17 protein-coding genes are annotated in these 23393 nt (G+C 46.1%); 12 read left to right on the plus strand and 5 right to left on the minus strand.

Annotation, left to right across the window (positions count from 1 at the left end; all coding sequences use genetic code 11):
* Window positions 1-129: 129 nt before the first annotated feature.
* Complete coding sequence (locus tag ABDW33_RS23580; RefSeq protein ID WP_343692561.1) at window positions 130-1269, minus strand: acyltransferase family protein; 1140 nt, start codon at window positions 1267-1269, stop codon at window positions 130-132.
* Window positions 1270-1280: 11 nt separating this feature from the next.
* A complete protein-coding gene (locus ABDW33_RS23585) occupies window positions 1281-2459 on the minus strand; it encodes a glycosyltransferase family 2 protein (RefSeq protein WP_343692562.1) in 1179 nt (392 codons plus the stop codon).
* Window positions 2460-3044: 585 nt separating this feature from the next.
* Between ABDW33_RS23585 and ABDW33_RS23590 the strand changes: the two genes are divergently transcribed.
* The 9 genes from ABDW33_RS23590 to ABDW33_RS23630 all read left to right on the plus strand — a co-directional run bounded on the left by ABDW33_RS23590 (window position 3045) and on the right by ABDW33_RS23630 (window position 11666).
* The gene (locus ABDW33_RS23590) at window positions 3045-3431 is read left to right on the plus strand and encodes a response regulator (RefSeq protein WP_343692563.1); all 387 of its coding nucleotides are present in this window, start codon (window positions 3045-3047) and stop codon (window positions 3429-3431) included.
* A gap of 62 nt (window positions 3432-3493) precedes the next feature.
* The gene (locus tag ABDW33_RS23595) at window positions 3494-4633 is read left to right on the plus strand and encodes a sugar transferase (protein WP_343692564.1); all 1140 of its coding nucleotides are present in this window, start codon (window positions 3494-3496) and stop codon (window positions 4631-4633) included.
* Between the two features lie 24 nt (window positions 4634-4657).
* Window positions 4658-5569 carry a glycosyltransferase family 2 protein gene (locus ABDW33_RS23600; protein WP_343692565.1) on the plus strand — a complete coding sequence of 304 codons (912 nt, stop codon included), beginning with the start codon at window positions 4658-4660 and terminating at the stop codon, window positions 5567-5569.
* 11 nt (window positions 5570-5580) lie between these two features.
* Window positions 5581-6609, plus strand: coding sequence for an NAD-dependent epimerase/dehydratase family protein (locus ABDW33_RS23605; RefSeq protein ID WP_343692566.1), 1029 nt, complete (start codon window positions 5581-5583; stop codon window positions 6607-6609).
* A complete protein-coding gene (locus ABDW33_RS23610; protein ID WP_343692567.1) occupies window positions 6609-7742 on the plus strand; it encodes a glycosyltransferase family 4 protein in 1134 nt (377 codons plus the stop codon). The genes ABDW33_RS23605 and ABDW33_RS23610 overlap by 1 nt, the downstream gene beginning before the upstream one ends.
* Window positions 7743-7755: 13 nt before the next feature.
* Window positions 7756-8523, plus strand: a complete 768-nt coding sequence (locus tag ABDW33_RS23615; protein WP_343692568.1) for a methyltransferase domain-containing protein — start codon at window positions 7756-7758, stop codon at window positions 8521-8523.
* A 1-nt stretch (window position 8524) separates the two neighbouring features.
* Complete coding sequence (locus tag ABDW33_RS23620; protein ID WP_343692569.1) at window positions 8525-9733, plus strand: glycosyltransferase family 2 protein; 1209 nt, start codon at window positions 8525-8527, stop codon at window positions 9731-9733.
* A 122-nt stretch (window positions 9734-9855) separates the two neighbouring features.
* Window positions 9856-11373 (plus strand): bifunctional GNAT family N-acetyltransferase/carbon-nitrogen hydrolase family protein, encoded by a 1518-nt coding sequence (locus ABDW33_RS23625; protein ID WP_343692570.1) that lies wholly within the window; start codon window positions 9856-9858, stop codon window positions 11371-11373.
* Window positions 11373-11666 (plus strand): thiamine-binding protein, encoded by a 294-nt coding sequence (locus ABDW33_RS23630; RefSeq protein WP_343692571.1) that lies wholly within the window; start codon window positions 11373-11375, stop codon window positions 11664-11666. Before ABDW33_RS23625 ends, ABDW33_RS23630 begins: the two co-directional genes overlap by 1 nt.
* A gap of 107 nt (window positions 11667-11773) precedes the next feature.
* Here ABDW33_RS23630 and ABDW33_RS23635 read toward each other — a convergent pair whose 3' ends face one another.
* Together ABDW33_RS23635 and ABDW33_RS23640 are read right to left on the minus strand one after the other, a co-directional pair.
* Complete coding sequence (locus ABDW33_RS23635; RefSeq protein WP_343692572.1) at window positions 11774-12970, minus strand: putative sulfate exporter family transporter; 1197 nt, start codon at window positions 12968-12970, stop codon at window positions 11774-11776.
* A gap of 109 nt (window positions 12971-13079) precedes the next feature.
* Window positions 13080-14318, minus strand: a complete 1239-nt coding sequence (locus ABDW33_RS23640) for a nucleoside recognition domain-containing protein (RefSeq protein ID WP_343692573.1) — start codon at window positions 14316-14318, stop codon at window positions 13080-13082.
* Between the two features lie 251 nt (window positions 14319-14569).
* On the opposite strand from ABDW33_RS23640, the gene ychF reads away from it, so the two are divergent.
* From ychF to ABDW33_RS23655, 3 genes are all read left to right on the plus strand, one after another.
* Entirely contained in the window at window positions 14570-15673 is a 1104-nt protein-coding gene (ychF, locus tag ABDW33_RS23645) for a redox-regulated ATPase YchF (RefSeq protein WP_343692574.1), read from the plus strand.
* A gap of 216 nt (window positions 15674-15889) precedes the next feature.
* Entirely contained in the window at window positions 15890-18649 is a 2760-nt protein-coding gene (locus tag ABDW33_RS23650; protein ID WP_343692575.1) for a TonB-dependent receptor, read from the plus strand.
* A gap of 3 nt (window positions 18650-18652) precedes the next feature.
* Complete coding sequence (locus ABDW33_RS23655) at window positions 18653-20092, plus strand: sulfatase-like hydrolase/transferase (protein ID WP_343692576.1); 1440 nt, start codon at window positions 18653-18655, stop codon at window positions 20090-20092.
* A gap of 180 nt (window positions 20093-20272) precedes the next feature.
* On the opposite strand, the gene ABDW33_RS23660 is transcribed toward ABDW33_RS23655, so the two are convergent.
* Window positions 20273-23023, minus strand: coding sequence for a TonB-dependent receptor (locus ABDW33_RS23660; RefSeq protein WP_343692577.1), 2751 nt, complete (start codon window positions 23021-23023; stop codon window positions 20273-20275).
* Between the last annotated feature and the right edge of the window lie 370 nt (window positions 23024-23393).

The raw sequence follows: 23393 nt of genomic DNA on the forward strand, positions 1-23393 counted from the left end.
CTGGTTGGAAGGATAAATTCGAAACGCTAAGGTAGTATAAAATTTAAAAGAGGCAAATCTTTTTTATTACATTAACAAATCGTTTTAAAATCCCGCTTCATGCATATCAGTTAAGGATTATAACGTTTTTCAGGATTTCGATGTAGACATTTTGTATACTGTTTTGTGCGCGTCGGGCATCGATCGTTCTCTTTTCCCATGTAAATAAAATCCTATAATAGTGTATCGTACAAACCACTGGTAGGTGAGTAGCGAAATTGCAACGGGTACAATAAAACATAACACCGGCTTCAGTATACCCGGCAGGTGAGTGTCTCCCAGCCATGCCTGCATCATATATACCAGCCCTACGTGTACCAGGTACACCCAATACGACGCGTCTGAAAGGTAACGCATGGTATATGATTCAGCATTGACCCAGCGCAGAAATACGCCCAGGAAACCGATCACAAGCGATGCAGTCGCAATGGTCATACCCAATTTCAGCAAAATACCGGCTGCAGTACTATTATAATATATCGCCAGTGCGGTAGTCAGACCAACGGCTGTAAACACCAGTCCATAACGTTTGAGCAACGGAAAATATTTCTCTTTATGCGCATGGAGTACCCAGCCTGCGTACACGAAAATGCCATAATACAGGATGTAATTAGGCTTCGGCACCAATCCGGGCGTGTATTTGATATAATACGTATCAAAGAGAAGTAATGATGCAAACGAACCTGCCAGTAATAACACAGGAACGATAGCTACAGGCAGTTTCGGCAACTTCAGTTTCATTAACAGGATGCCGATGATGTAGAACAACGTCAGGTAATACAGAAACCACAGGTGTACCGGGCCTCTCCAGATCATGATGTTGTGCAGGATCAGGGAAACGTCCGGCCCGGTGAGGTGCTGGCCCCCACCGGTCACCGTGTACGCTGTGAGCGGCAGATTGGTAAAGGGAAGTATCAGGAACAGACCGACTATCAAGGGGATCAGGATGCGCTGCGTGCGATGCTTTATAAATGCAGCCTCGCCAATCCTGAAATACAACAAACGGAAGAAGAACCCCGCTATCAGGTAGAACAACTGCATCCGGAAAGTATGTATTAAAAAAAATATCACATCATAAGCACCGCTGCTATAGTGCGGGTCATGATAAAAGTTTTCAAATGGGGTAAGTGTATACGCCATCACTGCATGCAGCACCACGCCCAGGAACATAGCAAGCGCCCTGAGTGCATCCATGCTGTTGATACGCTGTGTATTGGTTGTTGTCGACATGTTGGTTGTATTTAAGCATTCATAACGGCTGTTTCTCTCCTGGCCTTCTCCCACACAGCAGATTGCTGCTTCCTGATATATCTGAAAAAGCCTTCGTATATCGCCACATTCATAAAAAGAAAATAAAACGGAATATAGCAGGGCTTGAATTTAATGTCCCGCTTAGCAAGGAAAAACCCGGTGATTGCGAGTATATAAAATATTACCTGCGCTGCAAACAGCAATTGATACCAGCCGCCTGTTCCCTGAAACGTTAGTGCTGCGGCACTGATAAATAGTATTGGCAAACTAAGCGGACTCAGTGTCCAGCGCAGCACACGATGTGAGATGTATTGGAAGGAGAGGAGCGGATACCGGAATACATTGAGCAAAGCACGCAGCATTACAATAGATTGAAAGCCGCCTGCACTGATGCGGATCTTGCGTTTGTGTTCTTCTGTAATACCTGCTGATGGCGTTTCCATTGCGAAGGCATCCGGCGCATAAGCAATCCTGTAGCCCATTTGATTCACCCGCAGGGAAATGATAAAATCATCCAGGATCACATCTGGTTCCACCGGGGTGAAAAGCGCTGTTCTTACAGAAAACAATTCGCCCGCTGCACCTACTACTGTATATAGCGCCGCATCGAGTCGCTTTAATACCGATTCATATTTCCAGTAGATACCTTCTGTACCTGCTGCGCCACTGTTACCTGCCTGCATTACTTTCTTCTCGCCGGCCACACCACCTGTAAGGGGATCCTGGTAGTGCCGCACAATATTCCTGACGGCCGCCGCATTTAACAACGTGTTTGCATCACAGAAGATCACAATGGGAGTTTGCACGGTTTGCATCGCCCTGTTGATGGCGGCAGTTTTACCCTTCCGCTCCTGTTCATGCAAGCCTCTTATACGTGTATACTGCTGTATTATTTTTTCAGAACCATCATTAGACCCATCAGTGATGAAGATTATTTCTAATTTATCAGCAGGGTAATCCAGTTCGAGCGTGTTTTTAATTTTTTCAGGTATGAAGGCTGCTTCGTTATAAGCTGCAACGATCAGTGTGACCGTTGGTTCGAACGCAGTCGATACGTCTGTATCCTTTGCCAGCAGGCGTTTACAGGTCACCAGTATTCCCACCAGGACACCATACCCGATATAATTATAGAACAGTATGAATAAGCTGGTGTAGAATAATATCGTCATCGTTAACAATTTCGTTTACTGGGGGTGATGCTTCTTAATAACACTGCCAAATTAAAGAAGAAAAATTATTGTGTGTCAGGATGATGATACATCAACCGCAATTTTATGATCGTTTACTTTCAGTTTTGCATCATTCACGAGGAATTCTTAATCTTTTACCAATTTCAAAATATTAAAAAATAATTATTAATATACTTTTGCGACAGATTTAAGATAAAAACCATCAGGTTGTTGACATTCAAGTACAAAAAAAATATTGTTCAATATTTTTTTTGCACTATTCAGGAATAAAGAATATTTTTACGCCTGATTATAGCAATCTGCTAATGTAACCATAGCCATCTCCTCTGAAATTCACATTAACCAATTTGTCCTGAAATGAATGACCACCGCAGTCTTTGCGCGTATGCTTTACCTACTGAGCATATGTACTAACCTGCAAGTGGTGAATTTTAGTGATAATTCTACCTTATCCTCCTGGAAGATCAAAGAGATTCCATTTGCCCATTCTGCAACAGCGAGCGTTGCGGCGTGTATGCATTTGGTTTACAGAGCAATCTTTTATGTTCTAAACCGGAGTAAAAAATGAAAAAGAAGATTTTAATAGTAGATGACAGTGCCCCGATGCGATTCTTGTTAGAAGCGATGTTAGGCAACAAATATAAGGTGTATGCTGCTACAGACGGACTGACCGCTACTATGTGGTTATCCAGCGGCAATATTCCGGATCTGATCATTACAGATGTTCAGATGCCAAACATTGATGGCTGGCAACTTGCAAAAAATCTTGCGGGCAATGCACTGTATAGCGATATTCCTGTTATCGTGCTTACGGGAATGGACCTGAAGGACAACCTGCCCCTGTATCCCAATGTAGCGCAAGTGATTAACAAACCTTTTGATCCAATTAAATTGCTCGCGTTAGTAGATAACCAATTAAACACACAGCCGTCTGTGAGTATTGCGGGATAATCCTTTTTCCTTGTTCCCCTGGCACCATTGTTATAATAGATTTATAAGTAAACCGAACGCACATGATATCAAATCTACCATTGAGCTATCCGAATGCCAGAAAACGGACCGGTACCAAGGTTGTCGCGATGGCATCCAGCCACGTGAACAGGTACACGCTTTGCATCGGGAATGATGAGTTCTTTGATGGTGTGACTGGCAAAACGGATGAGTACGTATTTACTGCGAAAGAGTTGTCACTGTCAGTGGATGTGCTGAAAGAGCAGCTGCAATTTAACATCGTACCTACATTTATTATCTGTAACGTACATGGTAATCCTCAATTTAACCTGCGTAAGCTGAGAGACTTTATCCGTACGGAGTCCAGGCTCGCTAAAGTACCCGTGTTTATTTACACGGAAGATTTATCTGCGGAGCTGAAACAAGAGCTGCGCTCCATTGGTGGTATCGATGATATTCTCACCCCCGAAGTTACCCCTGCGATATTTGAAGAAAAGCTGCACACCGCGCAGCAGATCAGGAACCTGGCACAGACAATAGAAAAAGAAGGCAGATTCCCTGCCATCAAGCCCGGGTACTATATCAACTATTTCTTTAAACGTGGCCTGGATATACTCATTGCCGGCACACTACTCCTGTTGTTATCCCCTGTATTTTTAGTCCTGACTATTCTGATCAAACTGGATTCCAAAGGGCCTGTTTTCTATGTGTCCCGCCGCGCTGGCAACCGCTACCAGATCTTTAAATTTTATAAGTTCCGCACCATGGTAGCGGACGCTGACAAACAGGTCGCCCAGATGAAACACCTGAACCAGTACGATACTAACGGTACCGGTCCTGTGTTTTTTAAAGTAAGCAATGACCCCCGCGTTACCCCACTGGGCGCCTTCCTGCGCAACACCAGCTTAGATGAACTTCCCCAGCTGCTGAACGTATTGCTGGGTCATATGTCACTCGTTGGCAATCGCCCCCTTCCATTGTACGAAGCTGCTACGCTCACTACAGATGACTATGCAGGCCGTTTCCTGGCACCCGCCGGTATAACAGGTCTCTGGCAGATCAAAAAGAGAGGTAACAAAGATATGAGCGTAAGTGAGCGTATTAACCTGGATAAAAGTTACGCTGAAAAACATTCTGTGCTGTATGATATGTGGATTCTGGCAAATACGCCAAATGCACTCCGGCAAAAGGATAATGTATAATAATATTAACTACCGAATACGATTATGAGTTTGCAAGAACAAACACCTTTGGTGTCCATTATTGCCCTTAATTTCAACCAGACAACTGTTACCTGCGAATTTCTGGAGTCTACAAAAAAGCTAACCTACCGCAATTTTGAGACGATCGTCGTAGATAACGGGTCCGGTATTGATCCTACTGCTCAGATTGAAGCAGGCAACTATCCCAATCTTCGCCTCATTCTGAGTCCTGTCAACCTGGGTTTTACCGGTGGCAACAACCTCGGTATCGAGCACGCAAAAGGAGACTTCATCTTCATTGTAAACAATGATACAGAAGTAACCCCCGACCTGTTGGAACATTTGCTGCAACCATTTTATGAAGACGGAACTATTGGTGTGGTATGCCCCAAGATCCGCTTTTACTCACACCCCAACGTCATTCAGTACGCAGGCTTCAACAAGATGAACCTGCTCACCGGTCGTACATGGGCAGTGGGCAGCAAAGAAGAAGATAAAGGTCAGCACGATGTGTCAGGCCCTACCTGGTGTGCACATGGCGCCGCCATGATGGTCAAGCGGGAAGTGATCGACAATGTAGGCCGCTTTGCTGACAAATTCTTTATCTACTACGAAGAAAGTGACTGGTCTGCCAGAATTCTACGCGCGGGATACAAGATCTATTATAATGCAAACGGACTGATCTTCCACAAAGAGTCCATCACCATGGGTAAGGAGAGCGCTATAAAAGCGTATTACCATACACGCAACCGCATTCTCTACATGCGCAGGAATACAAACAAGTTGCAGCTGGCCGCATTCCTCTGCTTCTTTAGTTTCCTTACGTTCCCCAAGGCGGTGCTCACCTACACCCTGAAAGGACAGTTCAAGCATTTAAGATCTTTTGTCAAAGGTACTTTCTGGAACCTCACCACATCAAGTTATTCACCTGTATAAAAAACTTAATTATGTCTAAAATAACATCACTTGTTACCGGCGGTGCCGGCTTTATCGGTTCACATGTCGTAAAACATTGCCTCGCAATGGGACATGAAGTAGTTGTACTGGATGACCTTAGCGGGGGCTTCGAAGATCATATCCCGGCAGGCGCCATTTTCGTTCAGGGCTCTGTATCCGACGATCAGCTGGTGACCAGCCTCTTCGAAGAATACCGTTTTCAATATGTATACCACCTGGCGGCATATGCAGCTGAAGGGCTGAGCCACTTTATCCGCCGTTTCAATTATAATAATAACCTCATTGGCAGCATTAACCTGATCAATGAGTCGATCAAGCATAAAGTAAAGTGCTTCGTATTCACCTCTTCCATCGCTGTATATGGTGCAGGTCAGCTGCCTATGCGTGAAGAAATGGTACCTATGCCGGAAGATCCATATGGCGTATCCAAATTCGCTGTTGAACTGGACCTGAAAGCAGCCCACGAAATGTTTGGCCTGAACTACGTTGTATTCCGCCCGCACAATGTATATGGAGAGAACCAGAACATCGGTGATAAATACCGTAATGTGATCGGCATCTTCATGAACCAGATTATGCAGGGTTTACCATTGACTATTTTTGGCGATGGCGAACAGACCCGTGCTTTCAGCTTTATTGATGATGTAGCTATTCCAATTGCGAACAGCGTGAACATCCCTGAGGCGTACAACGAAGTGTTTAATATCGGTGCAGACAAACCCTACACCGTAAATGAACTGGCAAAAGTAGTAGGTGCCTGTTTCGGCGTTACGCCGGACATCAAATACCTGGCTGCCCGCAACGAAGTGATGCATGCTTACTCTGACCACACCAAAGCACACCGCGTATTCGGCGAGGGCAGCGGCGTATCCTTACAGGACGGCATTGCCCGTATGGCAGAATGGGCGAAAGAAGTAGGTGCACGTAAGAGCAAGGAATTCGAAAACATTGAGATCTACGAAAAACTGCCACAGGGCTGGGAAAGGAAACAACCTCAGGCTGCAGGCGTTCCGGCATAATGAACAACACACCTAAAATAAAGGTATTGCAGGCCATCCGCCAGGGACTGATAGGCGGTGGGGAATCCCACGTACTCAGCCTGGTGGATGCCATGGACAAAGAGCGTTTTGAACCGGTGGTTCTGTCGTTTACAGACGGACCGATGATCACTCGCCTCCAGGAAATGGGTATACGCCATTATGTAATTCCTTCCCTGAAAGCATTTGACCCTTCCTGCTGGAAACGGGTCAAAACGCTCATTCAGGACGAACAGATTGACATCGTTCATGCACACGGCTCCCGTGCTGCCAGCAATCTGTACATTCCCGCCCGCATGAGTGGCCGACCTTTGCTGTATACCATCCACGGCTGGTCATTTCACGATGATCAGCCTTTTCTGCAAAAGCAGTTGCGTGTATGGTCTGAACGACTGCTCACCAGCGGGACTAAAGCAAACATCTCTGTCTCTGCTTCTAACAGGGATACAGGCGTAAAGCACTTCGCCGGATTTCGCTCTACCGTAATCAATAACGGGATAGATCTCAGCAGGTTTAACCCGGATTCCCGGAAGAATAATATTCGCAAAGAATTAGGTATTCCTGCCACTAATACCGTGGTTGGATACATCGCCCGCATCACTCATCAAAAAGATCCATTAACCCTCATATACGCCTTTAAAGAGGTATTGAAGCAATATCGCGACATTACCCTGCTGGTAGTAGGAGAGGGGGACATGAAAGATGAAATGGTTTCACTGGCCGATGCACAAGGCATTGCCAGTCAGATCGTATTTCAACCCTTCCGCGCTGACGTGCCGGATCTGTTACAGGCAATAGATATCTACTGTTTACCCTCCCTCTGGGAGGGACTGCCCATCGGACTGCTGGAAGCAATGGCCATGCGTAAAGCCGTGATCGTAACCGCAGTGGATGGCTCCAGAGAAATTGTTACTGACCGGCAAAATGGCCTTGTGGTGCCAGCCCGCGACCCCGGGGCTCTCGCCACCGCTATCGGCACCTTACACACAGACGTTGCACTACGCACCTCGTTACAGCAGGCAGCTGCTGCCACTGTTAATCAACACTATTGTGCAAAAGGCATGACCCGTCAGGTTGAAACCCTGTACCGGCAAGTGCTTGAACATAAAAATTAACCGGATACGAATCATGACTACTACTGTTACATACGAATATGATAGGATCGCTGACAGAAAGCGGCTTGACTTTATCAGTGATGCACTGAAAAGCAAAGTAAAGGCTGATGCCAGGGTATTGGATGTAGGCTGTGGCAACGGTGTGATCAGCCGTCACCTCGGCAAACTTGGGTTCAATGTACTGGGTATAGATGTAAGCGAACAAACCATTGTTCGTGCACGTGCCCTGAATACTTTACCCAACGTGTGGTTCGACGTGATCAGCGCTGAGAAACTGGTCGCTCAGGGGGATACCTTCGACGCCATCATTTGCAGCGAGGTGCTGGAACACCTGCAGGACCCTTCCTCCTTATTGAAAGTCTTGTACCAGTCACTGAAGCAGGATGGTGTGCTGATCGTAACCGTACCTAACGGCAGCGGCCCCCGCGAACTGTTTGTTACCCGCCCCGTGCTGGCGATGCGTGAAAAAAACAGCTGGCCCTGGAAATTAGTGGTTGGCGTCAAGAAAGCGCTGGGCTACTCAGGAACCACTGTCCAGTCAGCTGCAGATAATCTGGATCATGTGCAATTTTTCAACAAATCGGACCTGGAAAAATTGTCTACACAAAACCACTTTCGCATTGTCCGCTTTGGAAAAGCAAATTTTATAGAAGATGTCTTCCCATTCAGCTTTGTAGCAAAAAAAGTACGTGCGTTACAGTGGCTGGATTGTAAAATAGCCGATGCATTGCCCTACCGTTTTACGGGTGGGTTCTTTTCTGTTTGGGAAAAAGCTAATTAATATGTGGTCAATCCTACTGAGCTGCTTTGCAGCCATACAGCTTTTACTGGCAGCCTATCTGCTTCAACCGACATTTCTTTTGCTCATTTATGGCATAAAGAAATTTTTTGGCGCTCTCTTTGTTAAGGGAAAAACAGCTACCGGTACGCCGGAAAAAAATTATTCTTTTGCTGTTATTATTACAGCACACAAAAATCTGCAACTGGTTCCACCCCTTGTAGATTCGGTACTCAGGCAAACCTACCGCCACTTCAAAGTTTATGTTGTAGCGGATGGGTGCGACCACGCAAATATTGGATACAACAATGATCCACAGGTAAAGGTACTCCTGCCTGAAGTTCCCTTAAATGCGAAGATCCGTTCCATCGACTTTGCGATCAATCAATTTGACGCATCGCACGACGTAATGATCATACTGGATGCAGATAACCTGTTGCATCCCAATTATCTCGAAGTGCTGAACGGGTATTTCAACAAAGGTTACCGTGCCGTACAAACGAATATGCTGGCCAAGAACAATGACAGTGTATATGCGCAGCTGGACGCTGCCGGCAACTATTTCAGCAACTTCATCGACAGGCGTATGCGCATGGAAATGGGCCTGTCTGCCAATATCTGGGGATTGGGTATAGCAATTGAAACCGCTTTGTACAAGCAGGTGATCTATCGCAACTTCCTCGGCGGGTTTGATAAAAAGATCCAGGCAGACATCGTGAAACTTATTCCACAACTGGCATATGCAGAAGATGCGAAAGTATACGATGAAAAAATCGATAGTGGCGATGCACTGGAAACGCAACGTACCAGGTGGATCAATGCTTACTTTAAATATTTTAAATATGGCTGGGATGTGTTCGTAACAGGACTGCGGCGTGGTAGCTTTAATCTTGTGTTCTTCGGATTCAATTTACTGCGTCCGCCATTGTTCCTCCAGGTAGCAGGCGCCGCTTTATTTGCTTTCGTCGACTACTGGATCGCTCCGATGTGGACATTGGGCTGGATAGCTGCTATGATCCTCTTCCCGCTGTCGTTCTTTATCATCGTGGCGGTGATGAGCACAGACAAAAAGGTAGTGAAAGCACTGTTTTACCTGCCTGTTTTTTTCGTCAGACAGGTAAAAGCATTCCTGCACATTGGCCGGGCTAACAAAGCCTTTTTACAGACACAAAATAATAAGGTTATCTATATTCAGGATCTCCTGAATCAATAGTTTCCCTCTCATACTGAAGGAAAACCCCGTATCTGCCGGGGGAATATGCGAAAAATCAGCAGAAAGGGTGTATCGTAATGATACGCCCTTTTTACTTAAATTGCCTGTAAAACGAAGAGACCATGTCAGAAACTGTTGAAATCAGGCAATTGACCGCAGAGGATTATATTGATTTAAAGGAGTCTATGTTGAAAGCCTACCCCGATATGGCGGGTAGTTATTGGCGGGAGCCTACACTGCGCCGGCTCATAGAGATCTTCCCCGAAGGGCAGATTGCTATTACTGTCAACGAAAAAGTAGTAGGCTGTGCATTATCCATTATTGTGGATTATGGCAAATTTGGGGATGAGCACACTTACGAGCAGATTACCGGTTACTACACCTTTAACACCCACAATCCCAAAGGGGATATTTTATACGGTATAGAAGTATTTGTACATCCCGATTTCAGGGGCAAACGGTTGGCAAGACGACTCTATGATGCCCGTAAAAACCTTTGCGAACGCCTGAACCTGAGAGGGATTGTAGCAGGTGGCCGTATTCCGAATTATGAAAAGTTTGCCGATCAGCTCACTCCCCGTGAATATATAGAGAAAGTAAAGGATAAGGAAATCTATGATCCCACACTTACTTTCCAGTTCTCCAATGACTTTTTAGTTAAAAAAATCCTGAAGAATTACCTGCCTAATGATGAAGCCAGTAAGGGCTTCGCCACTCTTTTGCAATGGTATAACATCTACTATGAAAAGGATGCAGATACTGTTCGCTATAATAAGTCCACCGTGCGCATTGGCCTCGTACAATGGCAAATGAGAGACTATGGCAGCCTGGAGGGTTTCCTGCAACAGGTAGAATACTATATCGATGCTGTGAGTGATTACGGATCGGACTTTGTCGTTTTCCCGGAACTGTTCAATGCCCCTCTCATGGCCGAATTTAACCAGGTTGACTCCGCCCAGGCGATCAGGGGCGTAGCAAAATATACAGAGCAGATCAGGGACTGGTTTATTGGCAAGGCGGTCGCGTACAATGTAAACATCATCACGGGTAGTATGCCTGTACTGATCGATGATGCGTTGTATAATATTTCCTACCTCTGCCGCAGGGATGGTACCTACGATCATTATATCAAAATCCATCCTACGCCCAGTGAAGTATATGCGTGGGGGATCAAGGGCGGCAATGCACTGAAAACATTTGACACAGACTGTGGCAAAATTGGTATCCAGATCTGCTACGACGTAGAATTTCCGGAACCATCCCGCATACTAGCAGAAGAGGGCATGCAGATCCTGTTTGTGCCATTCCTTACAGATACACAACACGCCTTCAACAGGGTACGTTTCTGTGCGCAGGCAAGGGCTATTGAGAATGAATGCTATGTTGCCATTGCTGGCTGTGTCGGTAACCTGCCGAAGGTGAACAATATGGACCTGCAATATGCGCAGAGTGCTGTACTGACCCCGTCAGACTTTGCATTCCCTGTTACTGGCGTGAAAGCAGATGCAACGACCAATACAGAAATGGTGGTGATTGCGGATGTGGACCTCGTATTATTGAAAGAATTGCATGCCTTCGGTAGTGTGCAAACGAAGAAGGATATACGGAAAGATCTTTACGAAGTAAAATGGAAAAAATAATGGAACACACGATCAATGTAGCTTTACAGATCCTGCCAACGGTAGCCTCAGACAAGGTATATGCCACAGTCGACGAAGCCATCGCTGTCATTCACAACTCCGGTCTCAAATACCGGGTATGTCCGTTTGAAACGGTGATAGAAGGGAAGTACGACGAAGTAATGGCGGTAGTACGACAGGCACAGGAAGTCTGCTTCAGGGCCGGAGCGTCACAACTCCTATGCTACATCAAAATGCAGATCAAAAAAGATGCGGATGTATTCATCGATGATAAGATGGAAAAATACGACTAATCAAAACGGGGTTTTCTCCGGTCAGCCAGCGGACGGGGAGCATGGTATAGACACATTATCCCGAACGGGTGAAATGTAACCGGAGAAAACCCCATCATAAAATATCACTAGCTAAACACAAGGTAAGCGATACCCAGGGTGAAGAAGATATTGAATACCTGGGCAATGATGAATGCCATCGCAGGGCGCCCTCTTTCCATGCTGAAAATATCGGTGAACTTTGTCTCCAGTCCTATGCAGGTAAAAGCCAGCGCAAACCAATACGTTTGCAGGTCCTTGATACTGCCTTTAATGGTGGTCACCAGTGCAGGGCTGAGTGCAAAGGAAAAGAAGAGGGATGCGATAATAAAGCCTAACACAAATTTAGGAAAGCGATCCCAGATCGTTCTCAGGGTCGGCTTTTCGTAATTGGCTTCTTTCTTTGAATAAGACCAGTACAATGAGATAAAGAAAGCCGCTAAACCCAACAACACATTTTGTGAGAACTTCACCAGTGTCGCATATTTCAGGGCCTCTTCCCCCAGCATTGTGCCCGCGGCAACCACTGCACCTGAAGTATCGATAGTACCTCCCAGCCATGCACCTGCTACCGCCGGCGGCATATCTGCCCACCTTGCAATATACGGCATGAACAGCATCATCGGAATCGCCACGATCAATACAAGGGAAATGACATGAGACAGTTTCTTGTTATCCCCCTCAATAGCCCCCGCAGTAGCAATCGCCGCCGATACGCCACAGATAGAAACTGCACTGGAGATCATCATCCGGAATTCATCGTCCAGTCCTAATTTCCTGCACAGCCAGAAACTGAAATACCAGACCGTAAATACAACCGCTACCGATTGAATGATACCCAATGCGCCAGCCTTCACAATGTCCTGGAATAATACATTACAACCCAAAAGCACCAGCCCTGTTTTGATGTAAAGCTCCGTTTGAATCGCCGGCTTTAACCAGCCGGGTACACCAACGGTATTACTGATGATGAGACCTAAGATGAGGCTGAAGAGAACGACTTCGATCCCATATGCTTTCATGATGGCGGTATTGGCTACAAGCTGTGCTACCAGTGTAATGAATACGACTACTGCTAACGCCGGTAACAGTTTCAGATAACGGCCCGTTTGCTGACTTAGTACTTTGGCAATAAACAGGCTGATAGCCACCCAGATAAAGCCTGAGCCGGTTTTAGTAAGAATATCAGTTCCGTAGAAAGGCTTGAGACCTAAAGTAATAGCCGCAATAGCAAGGAACGCTATAATGACAGCGATCCAGTCTTCGTGGATTTTTTTAGTAAGCATGCATTAGGTTTTTTCGTAAGTGGTGGTAGCGGTAAGATAGTAATTATATTGTTGACAGACCTTATTAAAAAAGATGGCGACAGGAACGCCTTTCATTCACTCCAGCTGGTTATTTATGCCAGAAGAAAATATACCCGATGATAATCGCACCTATTAGTCCGACTACATCCGCGATGAGTCCACAGGTAAGAGCGTACCTTGTTTTTTTAATATTCACAGATCCGAAGTATACTGCCAGGATATAAAAGGTGGTTTCCGTAGAACCCTGTATCACGCTTGCCAGTTTGCCCTGGAATGAATCCGGGCCATAGTGATTGATGGCCTCTACCATCAGGCCACGGGCTGCCGAGCCGCTGAAGGTTTTCATAATACCAACGGGCAGTACCGGTACAAAATCCGTATTCATGCCCAACCAGGCCACTACACTGCCAATCGCATTGGTAACATAATCAAGGCAACCGGTATTGCGGAAGGCACTGATGCCTACCAGCATGGCTACCAGGTAAGGAATGATCATCACAGAGGTCTGGAAGCCTTCTTTCGCGCCTTCAATAAATACGTCGTATACGTTCACCTTCCTGATCATCCCCAATGCTAAAAACGAAGCAATGATGGCAAAGATCACAAGGCCACCTATTAAGCCCGTGTAGGTGGCTATCTGCTCTGCCGGCAGATTATGCATGGCGTAATATAAAATGGCCAGCAGGCCGCCAAAAATGCCTAAAAACACCAGTACCGGCAGTTTGAAAAGGTTCAGTCGCTGGTAGATGGCTACCGCGATCATACCGGAAATGAAGGAAACCAGGGTACCTATCAGGGTAGGAATAAATATATCAGCCGGATTGGCAGCATGAGCAGCCAGCCGTATAGCAATCACTGATGTAGGAATAATCGTAATACCCGCTGTATTCAGCACCAGGAACATGATCTGGGCATCACTGGCGGTATCTTCCTCCTTATTGATTTCCTGCAGCTGTTTCATGGCTTTCAGGCCCAGGGGAGTGGCGGCATTGTCCAGCCCCAGTGCGTTGGCGCTGAAGTTCATGAGCATAGACCCCATGGCAGGGTTGCCCTTTGGAATGGAAGGAAACAGTTTGGAAAAGAAAGGCGTCACAGCTTTGGCAAAGAGATCGATCATCCCTGCCTTTTCTCCCACTTTCATAATGCCCAGCCAGAAGGTCATGATCCCTGCCATACCCAGGGAGATTTCTGCCCCCGTCTTTGCACTGTCGAACATGCCGGTCATTACTGTAGAGAATACTGCAGTATCACCCAAAACGATGAGTTTGAAGAGTGCAACCACAAAAGAAATCAGGAAAAAAGCCAGCCAAACGTAGTTTAAAGCCATGAATGTAGATTGGTTATATAAGTAATCCGGTAAATGTAATAAATTTTTCATCCGGCTGCAACAGGCAGTGGAGCATGAGCTGATTCCCTGCGAACGGCGGAGCCTGCAGTAAACAGCCACCATTACCGATGGGTGAATGCTGCTCATTGGCCTGCCAGCCGGGCCATCAATTTAACGATAACACACCTCTGTATACCTAAACTGCATAATTAAGTGAAAAAAGTACTATCTTCGCGCAAATTTTTTAAAAAATGGCGTTACAAGCAGGAATTGTTGGATTACCGAATGTAGGAAAATCGACATTATTTAATGCGGTAAGCAACAGCGCAAAGGCGCAGGCTAGCAACTACCGTTTTTGTACTATTGAACCTAACGTAGGCCTGGTAGATGTACCGGACGAAAGACTGGCTAAGCTGGCGGAACTGGTCAATCCAAACAGGATCGTTCCAACTACCATCGAATTCGTAGATATCGCCGGTCTGGTAAAAGGTGCCAGTAAAGGTGAAGGCCTTGGAAACAAGTTCCTCGCTAACATCCGTGAGGTAGATGCCATCGTGCACGTCATTCGTTGTTTCGAAGATGATAACATCCTCCGCGAGGAAGGTGCGATCAATCCTATCGGCGACAAGGAAATTATCGATACAGAACTACAGCTGAAAGATCTGGAAAGTGTGGAAAAGAAAATTGCCCGTACTGAAAAGATGGCCAAAACAGGGGGTGATCCGAAAGCAAAAGTAGAATTTGAAATACTGAAAAGATGCCAGGCACACCTGGAGCAAGGTAAAAATATTCGTGAACTGGGACTGAGCAAAGAAGAGCGTGTAGCTATCGCAGACCTGTTCCTGCTCACCGAAAAGCCGGTACTGTATGTAGCGAACGTAGACGAGGCCAGCATGCACACCGGTAATAAATATTCACAGGCACTGCAGGAAGGTGTAAAGGCTGAAGGCGCGCAGGTGATCGTAATGAACAATACAATTGAAGCACAGATCTCTGAAATGGAAGATCCGGCAGATAAGGAACTGTTCCTTTCCGAATACAACCTCACTGAACCCGGTCTGAACCGCCTGATCCGCTCTGCTTACAACCTGCTTGAACTGATCACCTACTTTACTGCAGGTGTACAGGAGGTGAGAGCATGGACTATTCACAAAGGCTGGAAAGCACCACAGGCAGCAAGTGTCATCCATACTGATTTTGAAAAAGGGTTTATCAAGGCGGAAGTGATCGCTTATGATGACTATGTAAAGTATGGTTCGGAAGCAGCTGCAAGAGATAACGGCCGCTTTAGAATTGAAGGTAAAGAGTATATCGTAGCGGATGGTGATGTAATGCACTTCCGTTTTAATGTATAAAAGATGCTTCACGGCCGGAAGGGCCGATGAGGGTTACAACAAAAGACGCCCTGAGTCGCATGGCTCAGGGCGTCGTCTATTTAGCCTGTCCCGGGCACCGTTTTCCCCCCGCAGAAATTTTTTTCTGCTGATTAATCTTTCTTCTTCTATATTTGTCTACATATTTAGTAGACTAATGGCCATTGTCTCTCAGTATCTAAATTATCGTCGTATAAAATGAGAGCAATATTAGCATTGATAAGCATGCTGATGGCCATGGCCGCAGATGCCCAGATTAGAGGTAAAGTAATTGATCCGGAGACAGGAACACCCGTGCCGGGTGCAAGCGTGTGGATGCAAAACACAACAACGGGCGCCCTGACCGACACCGCCGGCATATTTCATTTGCCTGTGCCGGCAGCGTTTCCGGTTAAACTTGTAGTCACCTATATTGGCTATGGGAATAAGGAGGTGGTATTAAAAAATGCCAGCTTTGTCACCATCGTGTTGCCCGAAAAACAGGTAACACACCTGAATGACGTAGTGGTCACAGCCTCCCGTCATGCTGAATCTATATTACGTTCACCAGTTACCATTGAGAAACTGAGCAGCAGACAACTGGCTGAAAGTCCTGCTATAAGCGCGTATGAAGCCATTTCTTCCCTCAAAGGAGTCAATACATTGAACACAAGCCTGCTCTTCACTGTCTACAACACACGTGGGTTCCAGAATCCTACCAATCTTCGTTTTGTACAGCTGGTAGACGGAATGGATAATCAATCGCCGGTGTTAAACTTTCCGATTGCGAACACCATCGGTGCGGGCGACCTGGATATAGAGAGTGTAGAACTAATACCCGGCGCATCTTCAGCGCTGTATGGTCTAAGTGCGACCAATGGCCTCGTAAACACCATTACCAAAGATCCCTGGCTGCACCAGGGACTGAGCTTTAACTATAAAGGTGGCATAAACAACATTAACAACCCTTATGCCTACGTGTCGCCATCCGCTTATACCAGCCTTTCCCTGCGGTATGCATCAGCGCTCTCTGAACACCTGGCCTTTAAAGTGAATTTTGCATATACCCGTGGCAGTGACTGGGTATCGGGAGATACCAGCCGGCAAACGAATTTAAACGCAGGAACCGGCTATGGCAGTATCGCGAACAGACTCGATCCGGGCTACAATGGTGTGAACGTGTATGGAGATGAAAGTTATCGCACACTAACCCTGAATAACCAAAGTGTCGCCGTCAGCCGAACCGGTTATAAAGAAGCTGAGCTGACAGATTATGCATCTAAACTGTTAAAAGCAGATGCAACCCTCGTATATAAGTTTAACAGTAATACCCGGCTCTCCTACACCTACAGGGGAGGTCTGGTAGATAATATATTTACCAGGGCGAACAAACTGAAGTTTAAAAACTATAGTGTACAACAACATGGTATTTCATTCAAATCACCGGTTATTTCCTATAAAGGGTATATCAATACCGAAAACTCAGGTGACTCCTACAATATACGTTTCCTGGCAGACAATATTAACCGTACCTGGAAGAGCGATAACCAATGGTACAGTGATTTCACCAAAGCCTTCACGAATGCCTTCTCCGGCGAAAACATGAACGACGCGCTGCAGGCCGCAAGGTCAGCTGCTGATAACGGCCGTATCGCAGCAGGTACAACCACCTTCACGCATATTGCAGATAGTCTGAAGCGGATTGGCAGCTGGACGTCCGGAGCAAAGTTCATTTCCAAAGGATATTTTATCCATAATGAACTGCAGGTAGATTTATCTAAATGGACGACTCGTTTTGTCAACGTGCAGGTAGGGGCTGATTATCGTTTCAGCTCCCTGCGCTCTGATGGTACTTTTTATCCCGATACCACCGGAAAACCTATTACCACCTGGAAAGGAGGCGCCTTTTTACAGCTGAGCAGAGACCTTATCCCTGACAAATTAAAGGCTACGGGTTCGGTGCGCTATGATAAAGCCCAGTATATTTCAGGTCAGTTTACATCGCGACTTGGACTGGTGTATTCTCCCACAGCACAGCATAATTTCCGCTTATCCTTCCAGAATGGTTACCGCATGCCGGTATTCCAGGATGCATGGGCTAATCTACGCTTAGGTACGACACAGGTATTAGGAGGTATCAAACAGAATCTGCAGTCCTACGATATCATCGGCAACTCCTATTTCACATCCAGTATCACTTCATTTAATGCAGCGGTCAACAAAGCTGTAAGCGCTGGTGCTGACAGGAACGCCGCAATTCAGGCAAATAAGTCTTTACTCATAGCAGCACCTATCAATTACATTCGCCCGGAAAAGAACTTAACATTTGAACTGGGCTATAAAGGCTCAATGCTAAATGATAAACTCTTTGTGGATGTATCTGCATTCTGGGTGCAGTTCGATGGATTTATTCAGGGTATCGGTGTGGGAAAAGTGAACCTTGCTACAGGGATCGCCAATGACAGTACTGCAGCAATAGCGGTAGCCGGTGGCAATTATTCAAACTATTCTGTGTATACAAATACGCCTTCGAAAGTTTACAACTACGGCGTGTCGCTGGGTATTGACTATATATTCCCAAAGGATTACCGTTTCTCGGCTAACGGTACCTACAATGGATTTGACCAGGCTGGTACACAGGATGCTTACCTGAGTTCCGGTGGATTCAATACACCCCGCTTCAGCGGTAGTTTCAGTTTCGGCAATGTACATGCATACAAAAATTTCGGCTTCAATGTCACTTATCGTTGGTCGGGTAGTATTAACTGGGTATCCAGCATCGCCAATGGTTATGTGCCGGCCTGGGGGTCACTGGACGCACAGATCTCATACCATATTCCGGCTGCCAGGAGCACAATCAGAATCGGTGGCAGCAACGTCCTGAATAAATATTATACACAATATATGAGTGGGCCTTCCATCGGTGGTTTATACTATGCAAGTATCACGTTTGATGAATTATTCAGTAAAAAGCACTAATAAATGAAAAGAAAATATCTTTTAACAGGCGTATTGAGCGCAGCTATGCTTTGCAGCTTCACGGACACAACAACTGCGCAGCACCGTCCGCCAAACGTAATTGTGATCCTGGCAGATGATTTAGGTTATAGCGACTTACAGGCGTATGGAAATACCAAAGTACATACTCCTAACATTGACGGATTAGGAAAGAGCGGCATACGTTTTACAACGGCCTATTCAGCGGCCCCCATTTGTTCCCCTTCACGTGCCGGACTAATCACCGGTCGGAGCCAGGTACGCTTCGGGTATGAATTTATGCCCGATGGCAACGGTGCTGCGCAAAACGGATTGCCCGCTTCTGAGCTCACCCTGGCGCAGTTACTCCACGATAAGGGATACGCTACCGGCATCGTAGGTAAATGGCACCTGGGAACCGGAGAGGGCTTCTATCCTGATCAGAAAGGATTCGATTACAGCTATTATTTTCAGGCAGGATTATCCCCTTATACAGAAGGTGAACTGGATACCAGCAGGTATGTCGGCATCCGTGCGCCCTGGGCACTCACAGACAAAATAGCCTGGACACCGCGCAAAGGTGCCACCGCTATCAGGGAGGGGCGGGAGATTGTAAAAGATACCAGCTATCTTACTTTTTCCCTGGCCAATAAAGCCGCGAAGTTCATTCAGCAACATAAGGACGGTCCTTTCTTTTTATACCTGACCTTCAATGCGCCGCATGATCCTTTCCAGGTGCCCAAAGCTTACTACAATAAAGTCACCACCGAGAAAGATTCACTGAAACGTATCTACTACGGCATGATTGAAGCGCTGGACGATGCCGTAGGACAGGTATTGCAACAGGTAAAAGCAGCCGGCGTGGAGAACAATACAATTATCTTCTTTACAAGTGATAATGGCGGTGCCAGCTATACCCGTGCTACTGACAATTATCCCTTACGTGGAGGTAAGTGCACACACTTCGAGGGAGGATTATCCGTACCGTTCTATGTTCGTTATCCCGGGCATATAGCCAGCGGCACTACTTCCGCACAGGAAATTTCGTCGTTTGATATTTTTGCTACCGCTGCCGCATTGTCCGATGCAAAGCTGCCGGCAGACAGGACCTATGATGGTGTAAACCTTTTGCCCTACTTACAAAAAGGTTCATTAGGCAAGCACCCGCATGAGAAATTCTTTTGGAGAAGTGGTTTTTCAAAAGCATATCGTAGCGGGAACTGGAAGTTAATCGTGAATGAGCACGATAAAAAACAATGGCTGTTTGATCTGAGTAAAGACAGAGCAGAGAAAAACGATTTATCGACAAAGCAGCCGGGGGTACTGAAGCAATTACAGGAAGAGTTACGGAAGTATGAGGAGACACAACTGCACCACCCATTGTGGGAGAGCCGATATAATACGACCGTTGAAGTCAGGGGAGAAGAATACACCTTCCCTATATAAGAAATATAACAACCGGCAGGATGCAGTTTCAATCATTCAACAGTAAGAAATGAGACATGTATCCGGCATAAACGACATGCTGGAAATTTCTTACAATACGACTGGTGCTCATTAATGGTAAAAATAAAAGGAGTCTGTATCAAAGAAAGATACAGACTCCTTTATACTTTGTATAATGTGCTACTTCAGCAGATCTTCGAACAACAACGAGATATAATAAATCCCGCCTGCCTTCGGATTACCCAAAGAGGTCTGGTAATAATGATTCGTAATGTTAGAACCACCCACTTTGATAGTTGCATTTACTTTCGGTACCCGGTAGCTCACCTGTGCATCCAATGTAGAATAAGCGGCTACTTCGCCCTGCACAAAGCTGGAATTCCAGACGAATGCATCCTGCCAGCGATACATAATATTAAAGCCCAGATTTTTATAGACGTTCCTGTTCGACAATCCCAGGTTGAAGCGATATTTAGGCGTATTAAATGCGTTTGTCAAAGATTTTGAATCCTTCGTAATATCATTGTAAGATACATTTCCTGTAATCGTCCATTTTCCTACCAGGTAATCCAATCCCAATGCGCCACCCTGTGTTACTACATCCGCTGGATTGTTTACATAAGTGGCAAAGATATTCGCCCTGCTAAACGCCGGATCTGAAGCCAGTGGCTGCGTAGGCTGGATCAGTACCAGGTAGGAGAGGAAGTTGGTATACTTGCTGTAATAGTAATAGGCATCGATCAGTAAACGGTTTTTGATCAATCCTTTGTAACCTACTTCGTAAGAGCTCACGCTTTCCGGTCTGAACTTCCCGAAGGTATACGCTTCCAGTTTGGTTGGATCACCTGTAGCTGCATACTGTTGTACACTTGCTTGCGTATATCCTTTTTTGTTATACAGGTCATACTTTGAGATCAGGGAAGGTAAACCGCCTATCAGCCTGGTGTTGGAGCGGATAGGCAGGTCGATATACTGATCCTGGTTAGTCGGATTGCGGTAAGCGGTCTGGAACGAGAGGCGGATATTATGTTGCGGTGCTACAGTGAACACACCGGAAATGCGTGGTGTAAACCTGCCATCAAAGTTTTCATTCTTATCATAACGAACCGAACCTGTCAGCTTGATCCTGTCATTCACCAGTTTCTTACCCACCTGTACAAAACCGCCATACTCGTTGATGCCGATACGTCCGTTCGCATCGTCAAATATGGTTCCGTCTGAGTTCAGGGCATAATGGCGGAAACTTGCACCAGCCTGCACTTCCACTACTTTCACATGATCGGTGAAATCATAGAAGCCTTCGTAGTGATACAGGTTGGTTTTATCATTGAATTTAGCCCCATTACGACCTGCACCAAACCCGATATAGCTGGAGGTAATCGTTTTTTTGGCGGCATCGAAAGCGGTGGTTCCGGGCTGGAGACGGTTCCTGTCAGCATAAGCACGGGCAAGCGCATGGGCTTCTGCGTCTGTTTTTACGCCGGGTGCACCTGGAAATCCTCCCAGTCTGGCCTGATTGTATACGGTGGCATATTCCGCAAACCAGCCACCTGTTACATTCCCGCTACCATCGTAAGTAGCACTTGGATTGTACGCTTCATTTAAGATTGTTCCCAATGCGGTGGCGTTATATGCTTCGCCGGAACGTTCCTGGGTTGTATAAGCGCGGAGGTAGAATCGTTTACCTCTTAACTCCACCTTATATTGACCCATATTAAAATTACGGAGTGAATAACGGTCAGAACCGGTATAGACAGTGGTACCACGGCCCCAGTTGCCCTGTATAATACCTTCCAGGTTATCCGTGAACCTGTAATGTAAAGCGCCACTTAATTTCAGGCTCTTCGTACCATAATCTACCAGGTCCTTTTCCCTGTACCCGGTGCGGGATACGGCAACTCCGTTCAGGTAACCGGCAGAAACACCATAGGTGGTAGTGATCTCGTCGCCGTACACATTGATCCCGTCATAATTGGGATCTGTGGCATGCGAGTAACCAGCCTTGGTTCGGCCATTCAGGCGGTCGTAATTGGTAGAGTCCACTGCCTGCCAGTCGTCAGCCTGCAGGTAGCTTACGTTCAGTTTAAACGCGAAGCGACCAAAAGCTTTTGCATAACGGGCTGCCAGGTCAGGAATAAACCCGACATACGGCTGCTGTAATTTATTAACATGGTTGACACCACTCTGCAGGCGCAGACTGAGTCCCTGGTATTCAAAAGGGCTTTTACTTGTCATGAGCAGGGTACCGTTCATACCACCTGCACCATACAGGGCGGAAGATGCACCGGGGAGTAATTCTACAGAAGCGACATCCAGTTCAGAAAGTCCCAGGATGTTACCCACAGAGAAGTTGAGACCGGGTGCCTGGTTATCCATACCATCTACCAGCTGATTGAAGCGGGTGTTCCCATTGGTATTGAAACCACGGGTGGTTACCGTGCGGAAGGTAAGGCTCTGCATACTGGTTTCTACGCCTTTCAGAGAGGGAAGTGCATCGTAGAAATTGGGCGTAGGCGTTTCCCGGATGGCAGTAGCATTGAGTTTTTCGATAGACACTGGAGAGGTCAGGATAGATTCAGATACACGGCTGGCGGCTACGACCACCTCTTCACCCAGTATTTCGGTGGAGCTCAGCTGTATATTGTTGTTTGCTTCTGTCGAGACCTGCACCTGTTCACTTTTAAAACCTACAGACGAGAAAATAAGGGTCAGTGGCAACGATCGGGCGGTATTGAATTTATAATGCCCGCTGCCATCGGTGATAGTGCCGGACAATGCACCTTTTAAGCTGACGGTTACACCTGCTAAGGGTTCGCCGGTAGTCTTATTGGTTACGGTGCCTGTAATGGTTTTTTGCTGACCGTATGCTACAGTGAATAAGGATAATAGCAGCATACAACACAGACTGGTTGTTACAATGCAGTTCTTCATATAGTGGCGATTTAACGATTTCGATTGACGGGGTGTATAATTTTAAATGAATATAGTTAAATAATGTTAATAAAAACCAAAAGTGAGATTTCCAATGTGACGATACAATCACAATTTCTCCAAAACGACATCATAAGTACATTAAAGTATACTTGTATAATAAAAGTGACCGTGTGGACTAGCCGGTAAATAAACCCGTAAGAAAGATCAAACCGGAACAGGAAACGCGATGTAAGATAAAATTGCTAGCGGCAGATTAGCCCGTAAATAAACCCGCGAGAAATCCCAGGCCGGAACAGACGATAAATACACCTCAACAAAAAACAGTAAAAAAGAAATCTATCAATAATAATACCCCAAAAAAAAGAAG

The sequence above is a fragment of the Chitinophaga sp. genome (assembly GCF_039596155.1).
In the GTDB taxonomy this organism is placed as follows: Bacteria; Bacteroidota; Bacteroidia; order Chitinophagales; family Chitinophagaceae; genus Chitinophaga.